Source organism: Mesorhizobium vachelliae (genome assembly GCF_033977325.1).
Lineage (GTDB): Bacteria > Pseudomonadota > Alphaproteobacteria > Rhizobiales > Rhizobiaceae > Mesorhizobium > Mesorhizobium vachelliae.
In genome coordinates this window covers 237,324-256,462 of record NZ_JAVIIR010000009.1, presented here as the reverse complement: position 1 = coordinate 256,462, position 19,139 = coordinate 237,324, and the positions used below count along the sequence as shown (strand labels likewise).

The window sequence follows — 19,139 nt, the reverse complement described above, 5'->3', positions numbered from 1 at the left end:
GAGATCAGCCTTCACCACCGCTTTCGCCAATCGTCAACATTGCAGGAAGTGCGCCCCTCGGGCGAGCTGCCAATCTCCCCCCAAGTGGGGGAGATGTCCGGCAGGATAGAGGGGGGCGCCGTAGAGCGCCTACTTTTGCGGTTAGCTTCCACCTCGATCGCCCTCCTCCCAACCCCCGCTTTCGCCCACGCCTCCGACCGCGGCCACGTGCTGCTTCTCCCCACCGGCTACTACATCGCCGGCGGCGCGCTTGCGGTGGCCGTCAGCTTCCTCGTGCTGGCACTGCTGCCACCCGACACTCTCGACCGCTTCTGGCGCCGGCGCCTGCGCTTGTTCGCATTCGGCGACACCCCGCGCACCCTCGTCAGCCTGATTTCCTTTGCCGGCTTCGCACTTCTCATCGCCGCCGGCCTTTTCGGCAGCCGCGACCCGCTTTCCAATCCGCTGCCGCTGGTGGTCTGGACGCTGCTCTGGGCTGGCTTCACGCTGCTGCAGGGCGTCCTCGGCGACCTCTGGTCATGGCTCAATCCCTGGTATGGGCCGTGGCGCGTCGTATCTCGCGTCTTCGGCCTTCGCGTAGACGATCTAAAGCCGTCACGCCTCCCCTCATGGCTGGGCTTCTGGCCGGCCTTCGCGCTGTTCTTCGCCTTCGCCTGGTTCGAGCTGGTCGACCCGGCGCCCGACGATCCGGCCCGCCTGGCCTTTGCCGCCGGCCTCTACTGGCTGGCCAGCTTTGTCGCGATGCTCATATTTGGCTATGACGATTGGAGCCGGCGCGGCGAGTTCTTGACCGTCTTCTTTTCCATGGTCGCCCACTTCGCGCCCTTCGAGCGTCACGAAGGCTGGCTCTCGCTCTGCTGGCCCGGCGCCAGCCTGCTCGCAGCCGAGCCGTTGCCGCTGAGCGGCACGGCCTTTCTTCTGCTGACGCTCTCCTCGGTATCCTTCGACGGCCTGTCGAAAACCTTCTTCTGGCTCGGCCTGTTCGGCATCAACCCGCTGGAGTTTCCCGGCCGCACCGCGCTGATCGGCATCGGCAGCTTTGGTCTCGTGCTGACCTTCATCCTGCTGGCGGCGGTGTTCGCCTTCGCCGTCTTTCTCGGCCAGCGCCTCGCCGGCGATGCGCAGTCGTTCGGAACAGCCGCCGGCCTGCTGGTCTGGTCGATCGTGCCGATCGCGCTTGCCTACCACATCGCGCATTACCTCACCGTGCTCTTGGTCGACGGCCAATACGCGCTGGTCGCGCTCTCCGATCCTTTCGGGCTCGGCTGGAACCTGTTCGGCACCGCCAATATGATGGTCGAGGCCGGCGTCGTCGCCGGCGCCCAGTCGGCCTGGTGGCTATGGAATATCCAGGCCGGCGTCATCATCGCCGGCCATGTGCTGGCCGTGCTCGTCGCGCACGGCCTCGCCTGGCGTCTCCACAAGCAGCTGCCACGCGCCGCGCTCAGCCAGCTGCCGCTTACCCTTTTGATGATCGCCTACACCATCTTCGGCCTATGGTTGCTTGCCACGCCGACCGCGGGATGAGACAAGGCTCCTGTCCTTGGGGAAGCTTGCTTGCCAGGTCAGGGCTTTGGTGATTTAGTTTGTACACATGCAATTTTTCCATCCTTCGGAAGGGGATGGTTTAGCCGCCTTATCGCTGGTCAAAACTGAAAAACAGGGGAACGGACATGGCTGACAAGAACGGATTTTTCGACCTCTCCAAGACGACGCTCTCGCGCCGCACCGCGCTGAAGGGGATGGCCGCCGGCGCCGGCCTCGCGCTGGCGCCCGGCTTCGTCCGCTACAGCCAGGCGCAAAGCTCGGCGCCAATCAAGATCGGCTTCCAGTCGCACCGCACCGGCATCGGCGCCGCCTATGGCCGCTGGTACGAGAAGACGAGCGCCGCCGCCGTCAAGGCGATCAACGATGCCGGCGGCATCAGCGGCCGCAAGGTCGAGCTGGTGATCGAGGATGACGGCACCGATCCCGCCCGCGGCGCCGAGGTGGTCAACAAATTCGCCAAGCAGCACAAGACCGACATCGTCTTCGGCACTTTGTTCTCGCATGTCGTGATCGGCTCGGCGCCCGCCGCCGGCGAGAACAAGATCCCTTACTTCGTGGTCAGCGAAGGTCATCACGTCGCCTCCACCAAGCTCAACCGCTACGTCTTCCAGCCCGGCATCACCGACGTGAAAAGCCAGATCCAGTCGATGGCGCCGTGGATCGCGGCGAACGCCGGTAAGAAGGTGACCCAGATATTCCCCGACTTCGCCTTCGGTTACGATCATCGCGACTATCTGCCGCCGGCGCTGAAGGCGCAAGGTGGTGACGTGATCGCCCAGATCGCCATTCCGCCGACGGAGAGCTCCTTCACGAAGTACTTCCCGCAGATCCCGGCCGAGACCGAGGTGATCTACCACGTCATGGTCGGCCCGGCCGTGCTCACCTTCGTCAAGGAGCTCGGCGAGTTCTACGGTTCGCAACGGCCGCAGCTCTTCGGCTTCATCGACTCGCTGGAAGCCGTCGACATCAACAGCCCAGGCCTCGAATTCCTAGACGGCAGCCACTTCTGGGAAGGCTCGCCGCGCTACGCGCAGCCCGACGATTCCGCCGCGCAAAAAGCCTACCGCGCCGCCGTCGGCATCGACGACAATGGCGCCGCCGTCGGCGATGCCAAGGACGTCTCCACCGCCGCCCATATGTTCGGCTGCTGGGAAACGCTCTATGTCGTCAAGAAAGCGATGGAAGATGCCGGCTACAAGGGACCCGAAGACCGCGCCAAGCTCGTCGAGGCGACCGAGGCGCTGAAGGAATTCGCCGAGGGGCCGGAGCATCCGCAGGGTCCGAAAACCTTCAACGGCAAGATCCACCAGTGCTTCGGCATCCAGAACATCTCCAAGGTCGAAGGCGGCAAGCTCAAGGTCGTCCACAAGACCAAGATCGAGGACGGCCTCTACGAGCCGGAAGGGGATTACACGACGCAGGCGCTTTAGGCTTGCCTTACCAGCAAAGCGTGGGTGCCAAGCCACCCCCCTCTGTCCTGCCGGACATCTCCCCCTCAAGGGGGGAGATTGGCAGTTTCTGCGACGGCACATACTCGCCAACGTCGGTGGTTGGCGAAAGTATTCGTGACATCCAATCTCCCCCCTTGAGGGGGAGATGCCCGGCAGGGCAGAGGGGGGTGCCTCGCGCATCCGTCGGCGTATAGCCCATGCACTTCGGACCCCATCTCCTCCTCGCAGCCCTCGAAGGCCTCGTCACCTCCGCCGTGCTGGCGCTGACGGCGCTTGGCCTGTCGCTGGTGTTCGGCGTCATGCGCGTCGTCAACGTCGCGCATGGCGAGTTCTTCATGCTGGGCGCGGTGCTGGCCTGGGCGGTCTCGACGGCGATCTCCGGCCACCCGGCGATCGGCTTCGTGGCAGCGCTTGTGATCGCGCCTTTGCTGGTCGGGCTGGTCGCGTTGATCGCCGAACGGCTGGTGCTGCGCCGGCTCAACTACAATCCCGAAGGCACCATCGTCGCCACCATAGGCATGCTCTATATCATCCAGCAGCTGGCGCTCACCTTCTACGGCCCGGAAGCGCGCCCGGTGGAGCCGCCCTTCAGCTACCGCATCCTTTTGCCGTGGTTCGGCTATTCCGGCTACAAGCTGTCGGTGGTAGCGGCCTCCGCCATTCTGCTCGTCATCACCTGGCTGGTGCTGACGCGCACCAAGATCGGCCTGATCATGCGCGCCACGCAATATGACCGCGAGACGGCGCAGGCCTTCGGCATTCCGGTCGAGCGCGTCTATGCCGGCGTCTTCGCCATCGGCGCCATGCTGGCGGCGATTGCCGCCGTGCTGATCGTGCCGATCAGCCAGGCGCATTACCTGATGGGGCAGGACCCGCTGCTCTTGTCCTTCATCGTCGTCATCATCGGCGGTCTGGGATCGCTCCGCGGCACCGTGGTGGCCGCCATCCTGATCGGCCTCTCCGACGGCATCATCTCGATGTTCTTCTCGCCGACGCTCGCCAAGATCATCGCCACGCTGGTGGTCGCCATGGTGCTGGTATTCCGGCCGCAAGGCCTGTTCGGGACGACGCCGCGATGAGGGACGCCTCGCCGGCAAAGACCTACGCCCTGCATGTCGGCGTCATCGCGCTTCTGTTCGCGCTGAACTTTGTCCTGCCGGATTATCACCAGGGCCTCTTCGCCCGCATCATGGCGCTGGCTGTCTTCGCCATGGGCTACAACCTGCTTTTCGGCTATGTCGGCCTGCTCAGCCTCGGCCACGCCATGTTCTTCTCGGCCGGCCTCTATGGCGCCGGCTTGACCGTTTATCACCTCGGCTGGGGCGTGCCCGAAGCCTTCATCGCCGGGATCGCCTGCGGCGCGCTGCTCGCTCTGGTCATCGGCCTGCTGGCGCTGCGCACCTCCGGCGTGGCCTTCATGATCGTCACCATGATGTTCGCGCAGGTCTTCTATCTGCTCATCCTCTATTTCGCCGCCTGGACGGGCGGCGACCAGGGCCTGGTCATCCAGCAGGCATCGAGGGTGATCGCGATCGGCGGCATCTCCTTCGACCTCACCAACCCGACCGTGCGCTATATGAGCGCGCTGGGGCTGTTCACGGTCGTGCTCATCATCACTTTAGCCGTCGTCCGCTCCCGCTTCGGCCGTGTCCTGGTCGCCATCCGCGAGAATGAGGAGCGGACAAAAATGCTGGGCTACGACACGGTCGCCAACAAGCTTGCCGCCGTCGTCGCCTCCGGCGCCATCTGCGCGGCGTCGGGCGCTGCCTATGCGCTGCTGTTCGGCTATGTCGGCTCGAGCTTAGCTTCTGTGCAATATTCCATCCTGCCGCTGCTCTGGGTCTTGCTTGGGGGCGCCGCGACCACGCTCGGGCCGCTGATCGGCACGCTGTTCATGTATTATGTCACCGACATCACCAGTGGCTTCACCTCCGCCTATCTCCTGATCGTCGGCGTGGCGCTGATCCTATTGGTGCTGTTCTTCCCGAAAGGCATCCTGGGCAGCATCCGCGAGCGCTGGCTGGGGTGGCTGCCATGATGCCGCTGCTCACCACCAAGGGGCTGTCGCGCCATTTCGGCGGCCTGCGCGCCGTCGACGGCGTCGACTTCGCGCTGATGCCGGGCGAGATCCGCGCCATCATCGGTCCCAACGGCGCCGGCAAGACCACCTTTGTCAGCCTGCTCTCGGGCCGCATCCGGCCGTCCTCCGGCACGGTCGTCTTCGACGGCGCCGACATCACCGCCATGCCGGCTTTCAAACGGGTTCGCCTCGGCGTCGCCTACACCTTCCAGATCACCAGCGTCTTCGCCAACCTCACGGCCTTCGACAATGTCGCGCTGCCGGTGCAGCGCACGCTGACCGACGGCCGCACGAAGGGGCAGGTCAGGAGCGGCGCGATGGCGGCGCTGGAGCGCACCGGCCTTGCCGACCGCGCCGGCACACTGGCCGGGCAGCTCTCCTATGGCCATCAGCGCCTGCTCGAAGTGGCGATGGGCCTGGCGCTGAAGCCGCGTTTGCTCATCCTCGATGAGCCGACGCAAGGCCTGGCCGACAGCGAGATCGACAATTTCATCACGCTTGTGCGTGAGATCGCCAAGGACGCAACGGTGCTTTTGATCGAGCACAACATGCCGGTGGTTATGCAACTTGCCGACCGCGTCACCGTCTTCAATTCGGGAAAGATCCTCGCCGAAGGCACGCCGGATGAGATCCGCGCCAATACGCAAGTGCAGGATGCCTATCTCGGAGCGACCCATGGCTGATGGGGGATTGCTCACCATTTCCGGCCTCGACTGCTTCTATGGCGAGGTGCAGGTCCTTTACGACCTCGATCTGGCCTTGAACAAGGGCGAGGTGCTGTGCCTGTTCGGCCGCAACGGCGCCGGCAAGACGACGACGCTGAAGGCGATCATGGGCCTGGTGCCGGCGGCAAGCGGCTCGATCAAGCTGGACGGCAAGGAACTGACCGGGCTTGCCACCCATGACGTGCCGAAGGCCGGCGTCGCCTATGTGCCGCAGGGTCGGCGATTGTTCGCCGACATGAGCGTGGCGGAAAACATCGAGATCGGCCTGATGGCTCGCGGCAAGGGCAAGCAGACGCGCGAAAACGTCCTCGACCTTTTCCCGTTGCTCAGGGAGCGGCTGAAGCAGCGCTCCGGCACACTCTCAGGCGGTGAGCAGCAGATGCTGGCGATGGCCCGCGCGCTCTGCCTGGAGCCGCAGGTGCTGCTGCTAGACGAGCCGACCGAGGGGCTGATGCCGTCGATGATCGCAAAGATCCGCGAGACGGTGGCGAAGCTGCGCGGGCTGGGCGTCTCGACGATCCTGGTCGAGCAGCGCGTGGATGCAGTGCTGTCGGTGGCGGATCGAGTTTGCTTCATCGAGAACGGCCGCAATCGCGAGACGGTCGACGTCGAGGCATTGCGGGCTGACCCGTCGGCCGTGCGGCGGTATGTGGGCGTGGGATGAAGCCTGCTGCCTCGCTTGTTCCTCTCCCCCGCTTCGCGGGCGAGGAACCCAGGACAACGAAGGGCAGCACCAACGTCCTCCGCCTTACCTGAAAAACAAAAACCCGGCGATCAGAAACGTTGGGATCAGCACCGCACCCGACCACACCATGTAGCCGAAGAAGCTCGGCATCTTGAAGCCGCGATGCCGGGCGATGGCAAAGACCATGAAGTTCGGCGCGTTGCCGATATAGGTATTGGCGCCCATGAACACCGCGCCGGCCGAGATCGCTGCCAGTGTCGAGGCAGCCTCGGTCATCAGGTGCCTTGCGTCGCCGCCGGCGAGCTCGAAGAACACCAGATAGGTCGGCGCGTTGTCGAGGAAGGACGACAGCGCCCCGGTCAGCCAGAAATAGGCGAGGTTGTTCGGCTGGCCGTCGGCGGAGGTGACAAGCGTCACCAGTGGCGCCAGCGCGCCGTCATGGCCGGCCCGCAGGATGGCGATGACCGGCACGATGCAGACAAAAATGCCGGCAAAGAGTTTCGCCACCTCGGCGATCGGCCCCCAGGTGAAGCCATTGGCCTGTCTGTGGCTCTTGTACGAGACTTTGAGCGACAGGAACGCCAGCGCCAGGATGATCGCGTCGCGCACCAGGTTCTGCAGCTCGAGGCTGACGCCGAGGATTGAAATGCCGACGCCCGGTTTCCAGCTCGCCGACAGCAGGATTGCGCCGATCACGCCGGCGAGCAGCGGCAAATTGGCCAGTCCGCGCAGGCGCACTTTCGTGTCCGGCGTCGGGTCCTTGATCTTCGGCATGCCGCCCTCGCGCCGATGCAGCAAGATATCGAGCGCCAGGAAGACGATGAGCACCAGTCCGCCGGTGAACAATGTCTCGCGCCAAAGATTCGCGGTCGTCCAGAAGAAATCGACGCCGCGCAGGAAGCCGACGAACAAAGGCGGGTCGCCGAGCGGCGTCAGCGAGCCGCCGATGTTGGACACCAGGAAGATGAAGAAGATCACCACATGGGCGTTGAACGGCCGGTTGTCGTTGGCGCGCAGCATCGGCCGGATCAGGATCATCGAGGCGCCGGTCGTGCCGATGACCGAGGCAAGCAGCGCGCCGACCAGCAGCAGGCCGGCATTGGTGAGCGGCGTGCCGTGGATGTTGCCGGCAAGCAGGATGCCGCCCGAGATGGTGTAGAGCGCGAACAACAGGATGATGAAGGACATGTATTCGGTGAGCAGCGTGTGCAGCACCGCTTCGCCTGCCGAGGCAAGTCCGAAGGCGACGGCCAGCGGCAGGACCGCCAGCGCGGCCCAGGCGGCGGCGATCTTGCCGTAATGATGCTCCCACAGATGCGGGAAGAGCAGGGGACCCGTCGCGATCGACAAGAGCAGGCCGGCAAAGGGCAATCCCCACCAAAGCGACATCGCAGCGCCCGGCAGCTCGTGGATCTCGGCGGCTAAAGCTTGTGTTGGGGACAGCACAGCGATGGCAAGCACCGCGAGCGGTAAAAGCCCCTTCATTTGGCCGCTCCGCGCCTTCCCTTCTCCCCTTGTGGGAGAAGGTGGATCGGCGCGCAGCGCCGAGACGGATGAGGGGTGTTCCAGCGGAGTGAGACGACGGCGTTCCCTGGAGCCCGCATTCCGGCGCCGCAAATTGGCGACCTCCTCTTCCCTCGGGAAGAGGTCGGATTGCCCCGAATTGCCCTTCGCAATTCGGCTGGCAATCCGGGTGAGGGGGACCTTCCCCACAGTCCGGTCAGTCCGCCGAATGATCTTCGAGCGTCACGCCGGCTTCGCGCATCCGCTTCAGCATCGCCTCGACCGAGCCGTTGAGGTCGATGCCGCGGCAGGCGTCGAGCCGCACGGTCGTCCTGAAACCCTGCTTGACCGCGTCGAGCGCGGAGAAGGCGACGCAAAAATCGGTGGCGAGCCCGGCCAATGTGATGATGTCGATGCCGCGCTCCTTGAGATAGCCGCCAAGGCCGGTCGGCGTCGTGTGGTCGTTCTCGAAAAAGGCCGAATAGCTGTCGATCGCGGTTCGGAACCCTTTGCGGATCACCAGCTCGGCCTTGGTCCAGGCGAGCCCTGAGTGGAAATCGGAACCGAGGCTGCCCTGGATGCAATGATCCGGCCACAACGTCTGCGACCCATAAGGCATCTCGATCGTCTCGAACGCCTGCTTGCCGGGGTGGCTGGAGGCGAAGCTCGAATGTCCGGCCGGGTGCCAGTCCTGCGTCAGGATCACATGATCGGTCCGCCGGATGAGATCGTTGACCAAAGGCACGATCTCGTCGCCGCCGGCCACCGCCAGCGCGCCGCCGGGGCAAAAATCGTTCTGCAGGTCGATGACGATGAGCGCTTCTTCGGCCATGCGGCTTCCTCTCGTTTCGGCCCTCTGATTTTGCCCCTGGCTCGGCCCCCTGGTTCGGCATTGGGCGCCGCAGTCAAAAGCCGCTGACGCGACCGGACAGCGAACCTTGACCAGATGGCCGGCGGCGTCAACCTCCGGGGCCATAACAATCGCGTTCCGGTCTTCGCGGCGCCAACTCCGGCTTTGACAATTCCAACCGGCCTGATATCATTTGCATACGAATGAATTTGACCGGTCAGCAGGCCGGCAAGAACACCCCGGAGCGGGTACTCCGGGAGGCCAGGGGAAGGCCCAATTGTCTGGAGGCAGAGCGTGATCCGTTACGCGAAACCCACCACGGTCGACGAAGCGCTCGCTCTGCTTGGCGGGGATCGCTGGCGCATTCTCGCCGGCGGCACGGATTTCTATCCGGCGCAGGGCGCGAAACCCTTCCGCGACAACATCCTCGACATCAATGGCCTCGCCACGCTTCGCGGCGTTGCCGAGACCGATGAGCATTGGCGGATCGGCGCCCGGACCACCTGGACCGACATTTCCCGCCATCCGTTGCCGCCCGCCTTCGACGCGCTGAAGGCCGCCGCGCGTGAGGTCGGCTCTATCCAGATCCAGAACGTCGCATCAATTGCCGGCAATCTCTGCAACGCATCGCCAGCCGCCGACGGCGTGCCGGCACTGCTGGCGCTCGACGCCGATGTCGAATTGCGCTCGGCCAAAGCCACCCGGTATCTGCCGCTGGGCGGGTTCATCCTCGGCAATCGCCGCACCGCGTTGCAGCCGGGCGAGATGGTCACCGCCATCCGCGTGCCGAAGCGTTCCGCGGCCGGCGTCTCTGCCTTCGTCAAGCTAGGCGCCCGACGCTATCTCGTCATCTCGATCGCCATGGCGGCGGCGCGGCTGGTGGTCGAGAATGGCGCCGTTGCCGAAGCCGCGATCGCCGTCGGCTCCTGCTCGGCGGTCGCCCGCCGTCTCGCCGGCGTCGAGGCGGCCCTGCGCGGGCGCCCGATCGATGAGGCGCTCGCCGATGCGGTGTTGTCCGCGCCCATTGATGAACTGTCGCCGATCGCCGATGTGCGCGGCAGCGCAGAGTACCGAGAGCAAGCCGCGCGCGAGATCGTTATCCGCGCCGTGCGCGCCGCAAGCGGCCTCGACCAAGGCAAGGTGGCCGCATGAGCATAGCCCAATCCGGTATGGCCCAATCCGGCATGCAGCGCGCCGACATCGCCTTTGAGGTCAATGGCGCTGCCGTCAGCGTGTCGGTGCCGCCGGTGCGGCGCCTGTCCCAGATTCTGCGTGACGAGTTGCAGCTGACCGGCACCAAGGTCGGCTGCGATGCCGGTGATTGCGGCGCCTGCACCGTGCTGGTCGATGGCAATCCGGTCTGCGCCTGCCTGATGCCGGCGGCCTCGGTGCTGGGGGCTTCCGTCACCACCGTCGAGGGCCTCGGCAATGGCAGTCTGTCCGCGTTGCAGGCCTCGTTCCTCGAGCATGGCGCCGCGCAATGCGGCAGCTGCACGCCCGGCCTGCTGGTCGCGGCCACGGCACTGCTGGAACGCAACCCCACGCCGAGCGAGGCCGAGACGCAGGACGCGCTTGGCGGCGTGCTCTGCCGCTGCACCGGCTACAGGAAGATCGTCGCGGCGGTGATGCAGGCATCGCGGCACATGAACGGCGTCGATCTTCGCCTGCCTGAAGTGGGCCACGCCGTCGGCGCCTCGCCGATCCGGCTCGACGGCGTGCCGAAGGTCACTGGCGACGAGAAGTTCGGTGGCGACTCCTTTCCGGCCGATGCCCTGGCGGTGCTTGTCGTCCGCTCGCCGCACTATCACGCCGGCTTCAGCTTCGGCGATCTCGAGACCTGGACGAAAGGGCATCCCAGCATTGCCGGCGTCTTCACCGCCAAGGACATCCCGGGCCACAACTGCTTCGGCGCCATTGGTCCCTTCGCCGACCAGCCGGCACTGGCCGAGGGCTTTGCCCGACTGCGCGGCGAGGCGGTGGCGCTGGTCGCGGGCGAGCGCGAGGCGATCCTCGATCTCGACCTGACGGATTTCCCGATCGCCTGGACGGAGCTGCCGCATGTGCTGCGGCCCGGCGAGGCGAAGGCCGACGGCGCTGCGCTGATCCACGGCCACCGGCCGGCGAACCTGCTCACTTCCGGCCTGGTCGAGCGCGGTGATCCCGAGGGCGCGCTGGCGGCTTCCGCCGTGACCGTCTCGGGCGCCATCGAGACCTCCTTCGTCGAGCACGCCTATATCGAGCCGGAAGCCGGCTATGCCTATATGGACGGCGATACGCTGGTCGTCGTCGCCTGCACCCAGGCGCCTTATATGGACCGCGACGAGACGGCGAAGGTGCTGGGCCTTGCCGTCGACAAGGTGCGTATCGTGCCGACCGCCACAGGCGGCGGCTTCGGCTCGAAGCTCGATGTCTCGCTGCAGCCGCTGATCGGCCTCGTGGCGATGAAGACCGGGCGGCCGGCAGCACTTGCCTACACGCGCAACGAATCGATGATGTCGACCACCAAGCGCCATCCGGCCGAGATGAAGGCGACCATCGGTGCAGATGCCCAGGGCCGTGTCACCGGCATGATCTTCGAGGGCGATTTCAACACCGGCGCCTATGCCAGCTGGGGACCGACGGTTGCCAACCGTGTTCCGGTGCATGCCTCCGGTCCCTATCTGACACCGAACTACCGGGCGACCGGCTACGCCATCCACACCAATGGCCCGATCGCCGGCGCCTTCCGGGGCTTCGGCGTGCCGCAGTCCACCATCATGCAGGAGACGCTCTATGACGAGCTCGCCGCCAAGCTTGGCATGGACCGGCTCGATTTCCGGCTGAAGAATTGCCTTCGCGACGGCTGCCAGACGGTCACCGGCCAGCGCCTGGAATCAGGCGTCGGCATCGGCGAATGCCTGGAGCGGCTTCAGCCGCATTGGGCGCGTGCTCTCGCGGATGCGGATGCCTTCAACGCGGCCCATACGGCAAGCAAGCGCGGCGTCGGCGTCGCGTCCTGCTGGTACGGCTGCGGCAACACTTCGCTCCCCAATCCTTCCACCATCAAGGTCGGCATTTCGGCTACCGGCGATGTCGTGCTGCACCAGGGCGCCGTCGATATCGGCCAGGGCTCCAACACCGTCATCACTCAGATCTGCGCCGACGCGCTCGGCCTGCCGCTGGACAGGTTCAGGCTGAAGAGCGCCGATACCGCGATCACGCCCGACGCCGGCAAGACATCCGCTTCGCGCCAGACCTTCGTGACCGGCAAGGCCGCCGAAAAGGCCGGCCGGGCGCTGCGCGAAAAAATCCTGCGCTTCGCCAATGTTTCGGAGCAGGCGACGATCGCGCTCGACGGCGCGAGCATCTCCATCCGCGAAGGCGATGCCGCGCGGCGCATCGATCTTGCTGCGCTGAAGGCCGATGCCGACGGCTTCGTCTTCGTCGCCGAGGAAACCTACGACCCACCGACGCTGCCGCTCGACGCCAAGGGCCAGGGCAAGCCTTACGCCGTCTACGGCTATGGCGCGCAGATCGCCGAGCTCGAGGTCGATCTGAAGCTCGGCACCGTGAAGCTGGTCAAGATCACCGCCGCGCATGATGTCGGCAAGGCGATCAACCCGGTGCTGGTCGAAGGCCAGATCGAGGGCGGCATCGCGCAAGGTATCGGCATGGCGCTGATGGAGGAATACATCCCGGGCCGCACCGAGAACCTGCACGACTACCTCATCCCGACCATCGGCGACGTGCCGCCGGTCGAGCACATACTGGTGGAGGTTCCGGACCCGGAAGGACCCTTCGGAGCCAAGGGCCTGGGCGAGCATGTGTTGATCCCGACCGCGCCGGCGATCCTCAACGCCATCCGCCATGCCACCGGCGTCCTGGTCACCAAGGTGCCGGCGACGCCGAGCCGCATCCTGGCGGCGATCCGCGAGAAGGAGGCGCGCCGATGAGCGAGCTTGCCGAACGTTTCGAAACCCACGATCCCGGCGAGAAGCAGGTGGCGGAAAAGATCCGCTGCGATGCCTGTCCAGTCATGTGCTACATCGCCGACGGCCGAACCGGCGCCTGCGACCGCTACGGCAATGTCGGCGGCCGCATCGTGCGCATGGATCCGCTGACCATCCTCGACCACGCGGCCGAGACCGGCGGCGCGGTCGTGCCTTTCGTCGCCGAGGGCGAAGCCTGGAACGGCGAGCTGGTCAACACCGGAAGGCGCTTTGTCACGGCAATCGGCGCCGGCACCACCTATCCCGACTATAAGCCGGCGCCCTTCATCGTCAGCCAGGAGGTCGAGGGCGTCGATCTTGTCACCGTCGTCACCGAGGGCATCTTCTCCTATTGCGGCGTCAAGGTGAAGATCGACACCGACCGCCACATCGGCGACGAGACGGGGATCGTGCGCTCGCAAGGCGAGGCGATCGGCCACGTCACGACCGGCGAATACGGCTCGCAGATGCTGTCGCTCGGCGGCGTCCATCATCTCACCGGCGGTTCCAAGGCCGAAGGTCGCGCCACCTGCGACGCGCTGCTCAACCTCTGCAACAGGAAGCCGGTCGAGCTCGCCATCGACGGCGGCGCGACGGTCATCGTCGAGGCCGGCAAGGCGCCGGTCATCGACGGCAAGGCCGAGCACCGGATGCGCGTCGGCTGCGGTTCGGCCACCATCGGCATGTTCGCCACGCAATGGCGCGGCCTGGTCGACGAGGTGGTGGTGGTCGACGACCACATCACCGGCGTCGTCTCCGAGCACCAGGCCGGCAAGGTGCTGGGCTGGGAGGATACGGGCATCAAGATCGTCGGCCGCCGCTCGACGCCCGGCCGCTACTTCAAGGTGTCGGAGCCCGGCCTCGGCTGGGGCGGCACGACGATTTCCGACCCGCTGTCGATCCTCGGCGACTGGAACGCCAAGAAGGGCGCGCGCCCCGGCCTGTCGCTGCTGATGGTGTCGACCACCGGCGAGCAGTTCGCCTATTACGAGCTGGACGACGAGCTGAAGCCGGTCGAGAAGCCGTTCCCCGAGCGCCTGCAGAAGTCCGTCGGCCTGATCGAGGAGAATTGCGAGCCGGCTTTGTGCACGGTTCTGTTCATCGGCGGCGCCGGCGGCTCGTTGCGCGCCGGCGTCACCGAAAACCCGGTCAACCTCACCCGCTCGGTGCAAGGCCTGAGGACATATGTGACGGTGGGCGGCGCGCCGGTCTATGTCTGGCCGGGCGGCGGCATTACGCTGATGGTCGACGTCACCCGTGTGCCCGAAGGCGCCTTCGGCTATGTGCCGACGCCGGCTTTGGTGGCGCCGATCGAGTTCACCATGCGCCGCGACGACTATGTCAGGCTCGGCGGCTACGAAAACGAGATACGCAGCGTCGAGGATATCCTCGCCAAGGGTGGCGAGTATCTCAATCCGCGCCGCGGCACGGGCGCGCCGGTCAACAATCCCTGGCCGCCGCTGGCGCAATTGCGCCGCGCCCGGGCCAACGGAGCCGAATGATGAACGGCCCGCAGGCGCATTGGCTTGCCGACGGCAGGCGGCTTCATCTCAACCATGGGCCGATCGATCTGATCGTCGAGGCTTTTGGCGAAGCGGATGAATGCCGGGCCGCTTACGAACAGGCCGTCGCGCGCTTTCAGACGATCCTGATCGAGGTGGTGGAAGAGCTGCCAGAATTGCGCTTGCCGGCTTTCTTCCTGGCGCCGCGCGATTTCGCAGGTCCGACTGCGCGCCGCATGGAAGCGGCCGTCATGCCGTTGGCGGAATGCTTCATCACGCCGATGGCCGCCGTTGCCGGCTCGGTAGCCGACGAAATTCTCGGCGCCATGCTCGCCGGCCGCCGGCTCGACCGCGCTTACGTCAACAATGGCGGCGATTGCGCCCTCTATCTCGGCAGGGACCAGTCGATGACGGTGGCGATCGCCGGCACCGGGAATGGCATGGCCGATCGCGTCACCATCCGTGCCGAAGATGGCGTGCGCGGCGTTGCCACCAGCGGCTGGCGCGGCCGGTCGTTTTCGCTGGGCATTGCCGACGCCGTCACGGTGCTGGCGCGGACCGGCGTCGAGGCCGACGCGGCGGCGACGCTGATTGCCAACGCCGTCGACCTGCCTGGACATCCCGCCATCGCGCGCGTTCCGGCGCGCGATCTGGCGCCCGACAGCGATCTCGGTGAGATGCTGGTGACGCAAAGCGTCGGCGCGCTTGACGACGCCGAGGTAGCGCGAGCGCTGGACAACGGCCTTGCCGTCGCCGAAGATTTTCGCCAGCGCGGCCTGATCGCCGCCTCGGCGCTGTTTCTGGCGGGCGAGGCCCGCATCAGTGGTTCGGTGGCGCTCGCCGCGCCCAACAAACATAAAGCGAAGGAAACTGCCCATGCCTGACTTTCCGATCCGCAAGGTCGCGGTGCTGACCGAAGAGATTTTTCACGATGGCGGTCCCGTGGTGAAAGAACCCCGCCTGCGCGCGGCGGCTCTTGCGGTGGTCAAGAACCCATTCGCCGGCCGCTATGTCGAGGATTTGCAGGGCGCGATGGAGGACCTCAAGCCGCTCGGGCTTCTGCTCTCGGACAGGCTGATCGCAGCACTCGGCGGCGACGTGAAGAAGATCGACGGCTACGGCAAGGGCGCTATCGTCGGCTCCGCCGGCGAGCTGGAGCACGGCGCGCTGTGGCACGTGCCGGGCGGCTACGCCATGCGCGAGCGTCTCGGCGATGCCAAGGCGATCGTGCCCTCGGCCAAGAAGGTCGGCGCCTTCGGGTCAAGGCTCGACGTGCCGCTCGGCCACATCAACGCCGCCTATGTGCGCAGCCATTTCGACGCCATGGAGGTCGGCATCAGCGACGGTCCGCGCCCCGACGAGATCCTGTTCTGCCTCGCCATGACCTGCGGACCGCGCGTCCACAACCGCATGGGCGGCCTGGCGGCAGAGGACATCAAGGCATGGGATGGCCTCAGATGAGCGGCGAGGACAATCTGCTGCGCCTGGTCGAGGCCGAAGACGGCGACGAGAACAACTACCATCTGCAGGACCAGGTCGGCTTCATCCTGCGCAGGGCGCATCAGCGCCATGTCTCGATCTTCGCTTCGCATATCGGCGACCTGACGCCGCCGCAATTTGCCGCTCTGGCCAAGCTTTACGACATCGGCGAGACCTCGCAGAACCAACTGGGAACGCTGATCGCCATGGACGCCGCCACCGTGAAGGGCGTCATCGACCGGCTGAAAGCGCGCGGTCTCGTCGAAGTCTCCAAGCACGAGGTCGACAAAAGGCGGCTGCTGGTCAATCTGACGCCGGAAGGCCGCGAGGCGATCGAGCGGCTGATCCCGCTCGCGCGCACCATCACCGAGGAAACGCTGGCGCCGCTCACGGCCAAGGAGGCCGCGACGTTTTTGCGGCTGCTGGCGAAGCTGGCTTAGAGCGTTTGCGCAACCTGCATCAGGCGGGAAGGAGTTGGTTTGCTGTCGCTGATGCTTGCGGTGCGCCGCCAGATCAAGGCCACGACCAGCATCGAGACGTAGCCGTCAACAGCATAGTGCCAGCCCGTATACACCGAACCAAACAGGATGAAGATCGCGAATGCCCAGCCCGCAATGCCGAGCCAGCGGTTGAGCCGCCCAAGGTAAAACGCGTTCAGCGTGGCGATCGCCACATGCATGCTGGGCATGGCGGAAATCCCGGAACCAAGCGCCAGCATGTCGGTCCTGTACGTGGCAAGAAGGTAGCTCGAATAAGACAGCACGTGCTCGTTGCCGGGCCGCTGCTTCAACACTTCCAGAAGCTCCGCATAGCGATCGCCACCCACCAACTCATCATAAAAGATCGGGCCGACGGAGGAAAACAGCGTCGCCATGAGCGTTCCGACCACTACGAGCACAAGGGCCATCGCGGTGAGGTAGCGCAGATGCATCGGCTGGTTGGCGAGCAGCGCTGCAAAAAACACCAAGCCGAACCATTCAAGAAACCAGAGTCTGGCATAGGTCACCGACACGACCATCGCCAGAAGGTCGGAATCGAATGCGTGAACAATGCGCCATGGCGCCTGGCCGTGCAGCAGCTCGCCGAAATCGGCTAGGGCTTCGTCACAGTAAAAAGGAACGATGTCGGGGATGTTCACCTTGTAGGTCGTGAACGCGGAGAGTGTCAGGATGAACACGATCACGATGATCGCCGCCCGCAGCCCATTGGTGCGGATCGACATTGCGATGAATGTGAGCGGAGCCTTCGGCGATAAGGCCGTCGCCACCGGGATCGCCACGGCCAGAAAACCGAGCGGTCCAAGGACGAAAAGCCGCGGCAAATACATCTGCGCCATCGCGAAATATGCCGACGGCCAGATCAGCACCGCCACGGTAATATAGACCAGGCAGAGCCCAAACAGCTTTTGCGGAACATTGCCAAATTCGGGGTAACGCGCAAGCCGGCCGAGTTGCCATCGCGCCTGGCCTGATGAACTTGCATCCCCAAGTAAATCGCTTGATAGCCCCATCAACGTCCCCCAAAACGCCGTCGAGGTTCTATCTATGGTTGTTTATTTAATATATCCTTATCCGATTGCTTGGTGTTTGAAGTGCCAAAAAACAAATAACATTAGAGATATGTAATATTTGTACACTATACTTGAGAGGTCGGCGGCGGCGGAACAACGGCGCCGAACATCTCCTTGGCTTGTTCGATAGTGTAGTAGCCCAGCCGCACATCCTCGGCGACCTGCTTGGGATTGCGTTCGCGCGGATCGCCATAGCCGCCGCCGCCCGGCGTGCCGACGCACACTCGGTCGCCGGCCTTGAGCGCGATGTCCTGCTCCTTGGAAAGATGCGGCGGCACATGCGCCTCCCCACCCCGGAACACGGTCACGCTGTTCGGCATCCCATCCTTGCCGCCGAGCGCGCCCTGCGGTCCGAAGCGGCCATGATCCATGACGAAGGATGCGCGCGCCTCACCGCGCAGGATCTCGACCTCATAGGCAAGCCCGAAGCCGCCGCGATGCTTTCCCGCGCCGCCGGAGCCCTCGCGCAGCGCGTAGTGCCGATAGAGCACCGGGAAGGCCTGCTCCATGATCTCGACCGGCGGTGACTTCGAAATGCCGATGGTCGAGCAGCCATTGCTCAGCCCGTCATGGCCGGCATTGCCGCCATAGCCGCCGCCGGAGATCTGGTACATGACATAGTCGCGGCCACGCGCCGGATCGTTGCCGCCAAGCGCGAAATTGCCGCTGGAGCCGGCGGGCGCGGCCGTCACCTTCTCCGGCAACGCCTGCACCATCGCCGCGAACACCGCCTCGGCGATGCGCTGCGAGACCTCCGCCGCGCAGCCCGACACGGGCCGCGGATATTTCGCATCGAGGAAAGTGCCCTCAGGTCGCTTGACGGTCAGTGGCTCGAACGCGCCGGCGCTGATCGGCACTTCGGGGAAGATGTGACGCATGGCGAGATAGACCGACGACAAGGTCGTCGCCAGGACGCTGTTCATCGGCCCGGCGCAGGGTTTCGATGAGCCGGCGAAATCGAAGGTCAGCGTGTCGCCTTTCTTCTCGACGGCGAGATTGATGGTCAGCGGCTCGTTCACCACCCCGTCGGAATCGACGAAGGCCTGCGAGCGATAGACGCCATCGGGGATCACGGCGATCGAGGCGCGCATCTGCTCGGCGGCGCGGCGGCGCAGTTCCGCGATCGCCTCGACGACAGTTTCGTCTCCGTAACGATCCAGGATTTCACTGAGCCTGTCCTGGCCGATCAGCAGCGCCGCGGCCTGTGCGCGGATATCGCCGATGCGCTGGTCGGCGACGCGAATGTTCGAGCAGATGATGGCGTAGATCTCCGGATCGAGCACGCCCTTCTTGAACAGTTTCACCGGCGGCAGCCGCAGCCCCTCCTGCTCGACGGCGGTGGCCGAGGCCGAAAAACCGCCCGGCACCGAACCGCCGATATCCGGCCAGTGACCGGTGTTGGAGAGCCAGCAAAAGATCTTGCCGCCTCGGTAGACCGGCATGACGAAGCGCACATCCATCAAATGCGTGCCGCCGAGATAGGGGTCGTTGACGATATAGATGTCGCCGGGTTCGGGCGCGAGGCATCGACCGTCGGCGATCATCTCGATCACCGTCCTGGTCGAATACTGCATGACCCCGACAAACACCGGCAAGCCCTGGCTGCCTTGCGCGATCAGCGAGCCGTCGACCGCCGAATAGATGCCGTCCGAGCGGTCGTTGGCTTCGGCGATGACCGGAGAGAAGGCCGCGCGGGAAAACGTCAAATCCATTTCGTCGCAGACCTGCTGCAGGGCCGCCTGCAGCACCGAAAGCGTGATCGTGTCGAGCTTCGCCAT

Annotated in this window: 16 protein-coding genes; 12 read left to right on the top strand and 4 right to left on the bottom strand. The window is 65.2% G+C overall.

Annotation, left to right across the window (positions count from 1 at the left end; all coding sequences use genetic code 11):
* Nucleotides 1-93 precede the first annotated feature (93 nt).
* From RFM41_RS20500 to RFM41_RS20475, 6 genes are all read left to right on the top strand, one after another.
* Nucleotides 94-1,527 (top strand): hypothetical protein, encoded by a 1,434-nt coding sequence (locus RFM41_RS20500; RefSeq protein WP_320250255.1) that lies wholly within the window; start codon nucleotides 94-96, stop codon nucleotides 1,525-1,527.
* Between the two features lie 146 nt (nucleotides 1,528-1,673).
* Entirely contained in the window at nucleotides 1,674-2,978 is a 1,305-nt protein-coding gene (locus RFM41_RS20495) for an ABC transporter substrate-binding protein (RefSeq protein ID WP_320250257.1), read from the top strand.
* Nucleotides 2,979-3,196: 218 nt separating this feature from the next.
* Nucleotides 3,197-4,078, top strand: a complete 882-nt coding sequence (locus RFM41_RS20490) for a branched-chain amino acid ABC transporter permease (RefSeq protein WP_320250259.1) — start codon at nucleotides 3,197-3,199, stop codon at nucleotides 4,076-4,078.
* Complete coding sequence (locus tag RFM41_RS20485; RefSeq protein WP_320250261.1) at nucleotides 4,075-5,037, top strand: branched-chain amino acid ABC transporter permease; 963 nt, start codon at nucleotides 4,075-4,077, stop codon at nucleotides 5,035-5,037. The genes RFM41_RS20490 and RFM41_RS20485 overlap by 4 nt, the downstream gene beginning before the upstream one ends.
* Entirely contained in the window at nucleotides 5,034-5,762 is a 729-nt protein-coding gene (locus RFM41_RS20480; protein WP_320250262.1) for an ABC transporter ATP-binding protein, read from the top strand. Before RFM41_RS20485 ends, RFM41_RS20480 begins: the two co-directional genes overlap by 4 nt.
* Complete coding sequence (locus tag RFM41_RS20475; RefSeq protein WP_320250263.1) at nucleotides 5,755-6,468, top strand: ABC transporter ATP-binding protein; 714 nt, start codon at nucleotides 5,755-5,757, stop codon at nucleotides 6,466-6,468. Before RFM41_RS20480 ends, RFM41_RS20475 begins: the two co-directional genes overlap by 8 nt.
* A gap of 84 nt (nucleotides 6,469-6,552) precedes the next feature.
* Here RFM41_RS20475 and RFM41_RS20470 read toward each other — a convergent pair whose 3' ends face one another.
* Both RFM41_RS20470 and pncA read right to left on the bottom strand, forming a co-directional pair.
* Nucleotides 6,553-7,974 carry a sodium:proton antiporter gene (locus tag RFM41_RS20470; RefSeq protein WP_320250265.1) on the bottom strand — a complete coding sequence of 474 codons (1,422 nt, stop codon included), beginning with the start codon at nucleotides 7,972-7,974 and terminating at the stop codon, nucleotides 6,553-6,555.
* Between the two features lie 235 nt (nucleotides 7,975-8,209).
* Nucleotides 8,210-8,824: a bifunctional nicotinamidase/pyrazinamidase gene (gene pncA, locus RFM41_RS20465; protein WP_320250266.1), complete on the bottom strand. Its 615-nt coding sequence runs from the start codon at nucleotides 8,822-8,824 to the stop codon at nucleotides 8,210-8,212.
* 312 nt (nucleotides 8,825-9,136) lie between these two features.
* Here pncA and RFM41_RS20460 point away from each other — a divergent pair, with 312 nt between their 5' ends.
* Genes RFM41_RS20460 through RFM41_RS20435 form a run of 6 tightly spaced genes read left to right on the top strand, consistent with a single transcriptional unit; the run spans nucleotide 9,137 to nucleotide 16,231 of the window.
* The gene (locus RFM41_RS20460) at nucleotides 9,137-9,994 is read left to right on the top strand and encodes an FAD binding domain-containing protein (protein WP_320250268.1); all 858 of its coding nucleotides are present in this window, start codon (nucleotides 9,137-9,139) and stop codon (nucleotides 9,992-9,994) included.
* Nucleotides 9,991-12,774, top strand: coding sequence for a molybdopterin-dependent oxidoreductase (locus RFM41_RS20455; RefSeq protein WP_320250270.1), 2,784 nt, complete (start codon nucleotides 9,991-9,993; stop codon nucleotides 12,772-12,774). The genes RFM41_RS20460 and RFM41_RS20455 overlap by 4 nt, the downstream gene beginning before the upstream one ends.
* Nucleotides 12,771-14,312, top strand: coding sequence for a 6-hydroxynicotinate reductase (locus RFM41_RS20450; RefSeq protein WP_320250271.1), 1,542 nt, complete (start codon nucleotides 12,771-12,773; stop codon nucleotides 14,310-14,312). Before RFM41_RS20455 ends, RFM41_RS20450 begins: the two co-directional genes overlap by 4 nt.
* A complete protein-coding gene (locus RFM41_RS20445; protein WP_320250272.1) occupies nucleotides 14,312-15,196 on the top strand; it encodes a UPF0280 family protein in 885 nt (294 codons plus the stop codon). The genes RFM41_RS20450 and RFM41_RS20445 overlap by 1 nt, the downstream gene beginning before the upstream one ends.
* Nucleotides 15,189-15,773 (top strand): amino acid synthesis family protein, encoded by a 585-nt coding sequence (locus tag RFM41_RS20440; protein ID WP_320250274.1) that lies wholly within the window; start codon nucleotides 15,189-15,191, stop codon nucleotides 15,771-15,773. Before RFM41_RS20445 ends, RFM41_RS20440 begins: the two co-directional genes overlap by 8 nt.
* The gene (locus tag RFM41_RS20435; protein WP_320250276.1) at nucleotides 15,770-16,231 is read left to right on the top strand and encodes a MarR family winged helix-turn-helix transcriptional regulator; all 462 of its coding nucleotides are present in this window, start codon (nucleotides 15,770-15,772) and stop codon (nucleotides 16,229-16,231) included. The genes RFM41_RS20440 and RFM41_RS20435 overlap by 4 nt, the downstream gene beginning before the upstream one ends.
* Here the strand turns inward: RFM41_RS20435 and RFM41_RS20430 are convergent.
* Together RFM41_RS20430 and RFM41_RS20425 are read right to left on the bottom strand one after the other, a co-directional pair.
* Nucleotides 16,228-17,301, bottom strand: coding sequence for a phosphatase PAP2 family protein (locus tag RFM41_RS20430; protein WP_320250278.1), 1,074 nt, complete (start codon nucleotides 17,299-17,301; stop codon nucleotides 16,228-16,230). The genes RFM41_RS20435 and RFM41_RS20430 overlap by 4 nt on opposite strands.
* Nucleotides 17,302-17,426: 125 nt before the next feature.
* Nucleotides 17,427-19,139: a hydantoinase B/oxoprolinase family protein gene (locus RFM41_RS20425; RefSeq protein WP_320250280.1), complete on the bottom strand. Its 1,713-nt coding sequence runs from the start codon at nucleotides 19,137-19,139 to the stop codon at nucleotides 17,427-17,429.

Coding starts and splice junctions, on each gene's coding strand:
- RFM41_RS20500 (WP_320250255.1), top strand. CDS start 94: ATGTCCGGCAGGATAGAGGGGGGCGCCGTAGAGCGCCTACTTTTGCGG.
- RFM41_RS20495 (WP_320250257.1), top strand. CDS start 1,674: ATGGCTGACAAGAACGGATTTTTCGACCTCTCCAAGACGACGCTCTCG.
- RFM41_RS20490 (WP_320250259.1), top strand. CDS start 3,197: ATGCACTTCGGACCCCATCTCCTCCTCGCAGCCCTCGAAGGCCTCGTC.
- RFM41_RS20485 (WP_320250261.1), top strand. CDS start 4,075: ATGAGGGACGCCTCGCCGGCAAAGACCTACGCCCTGCATGTCGGCGTC.
- RFM41_RS20480 (WP_320250262.1), top strand. CDS start 5,034: ATGATGCCGCTGCTCACCACCAAGGGGCTGTCGCGCCATTTCGGCGGC.
- RFM41_RS20475 (WP_320250263.1), top strand. CDS start 5,755: ATGGCTGATGGGGGATTGCTCACCATTTCCGGCCTCGACTGCTTCTAT.
- RFM41_RS20470 (WP_320250265.1), bottom strand. CDS start 7,974: ATGAAGGGGCTTTTACCGCTCGCGGTGCTTGCCATCGCTGTGCTGTCC.
- pncA (WP_320250266.1), bottom strand. CDS start 8,824: ATGGCCGAAGAAGCGCTCATCGTCATCGACCTGCAGAACGATTTTTGC.
- RFM41_RS20455 (WP_320250270.1), top strand. CDS start 9,991: ATGAGCATAGCCCAATCCGGTATGGCCCAATCCGGCATGCAGCGCGCC.
- RFM41_RS20450 (WP_320250271.1), top strand. CDS start 12,771: ATGAGCGAGCTTGCCGAACGTTTCGAAACCCACGATCCCGGCGAGAAG.
- RFM41_RS20445 (WP_320250272.1), top strand. CDS start 14,312: ATGAACGGCCCGCAGGCGCATTGGCTTGCCGACGGCAGGCGGCTTCAT.
- RFM41_RS20440 (WP_320250274.1), top strand. CDS start 15,189: ATGCCTGACTTTCCGATCCGCAAGGTCGCGGTGCTGACCGAAGAGATT.
- RFM41_RS20435 (WP_320250276.1), top strand. CDS start 15,770: ATGAGCGGCGAGGACAATCTGCTGCGCCTGGTCGAGGCCGAAGACGGC.
- RFM41_RS20430 (WP_320250278.1), bottom strand. CDS start 17,301: ATGGGGCTATCAAGCGATTTACTTGGGGATGCAAGTTCATCAGGCCAG.
- RFM41_RS20425 (WP_320250280.1), bottom strand. CDS start 19,139: ATGGCGAAGCTCGACACGATCACGCTTTCGGTGCTGCAGGCGGCCCTG.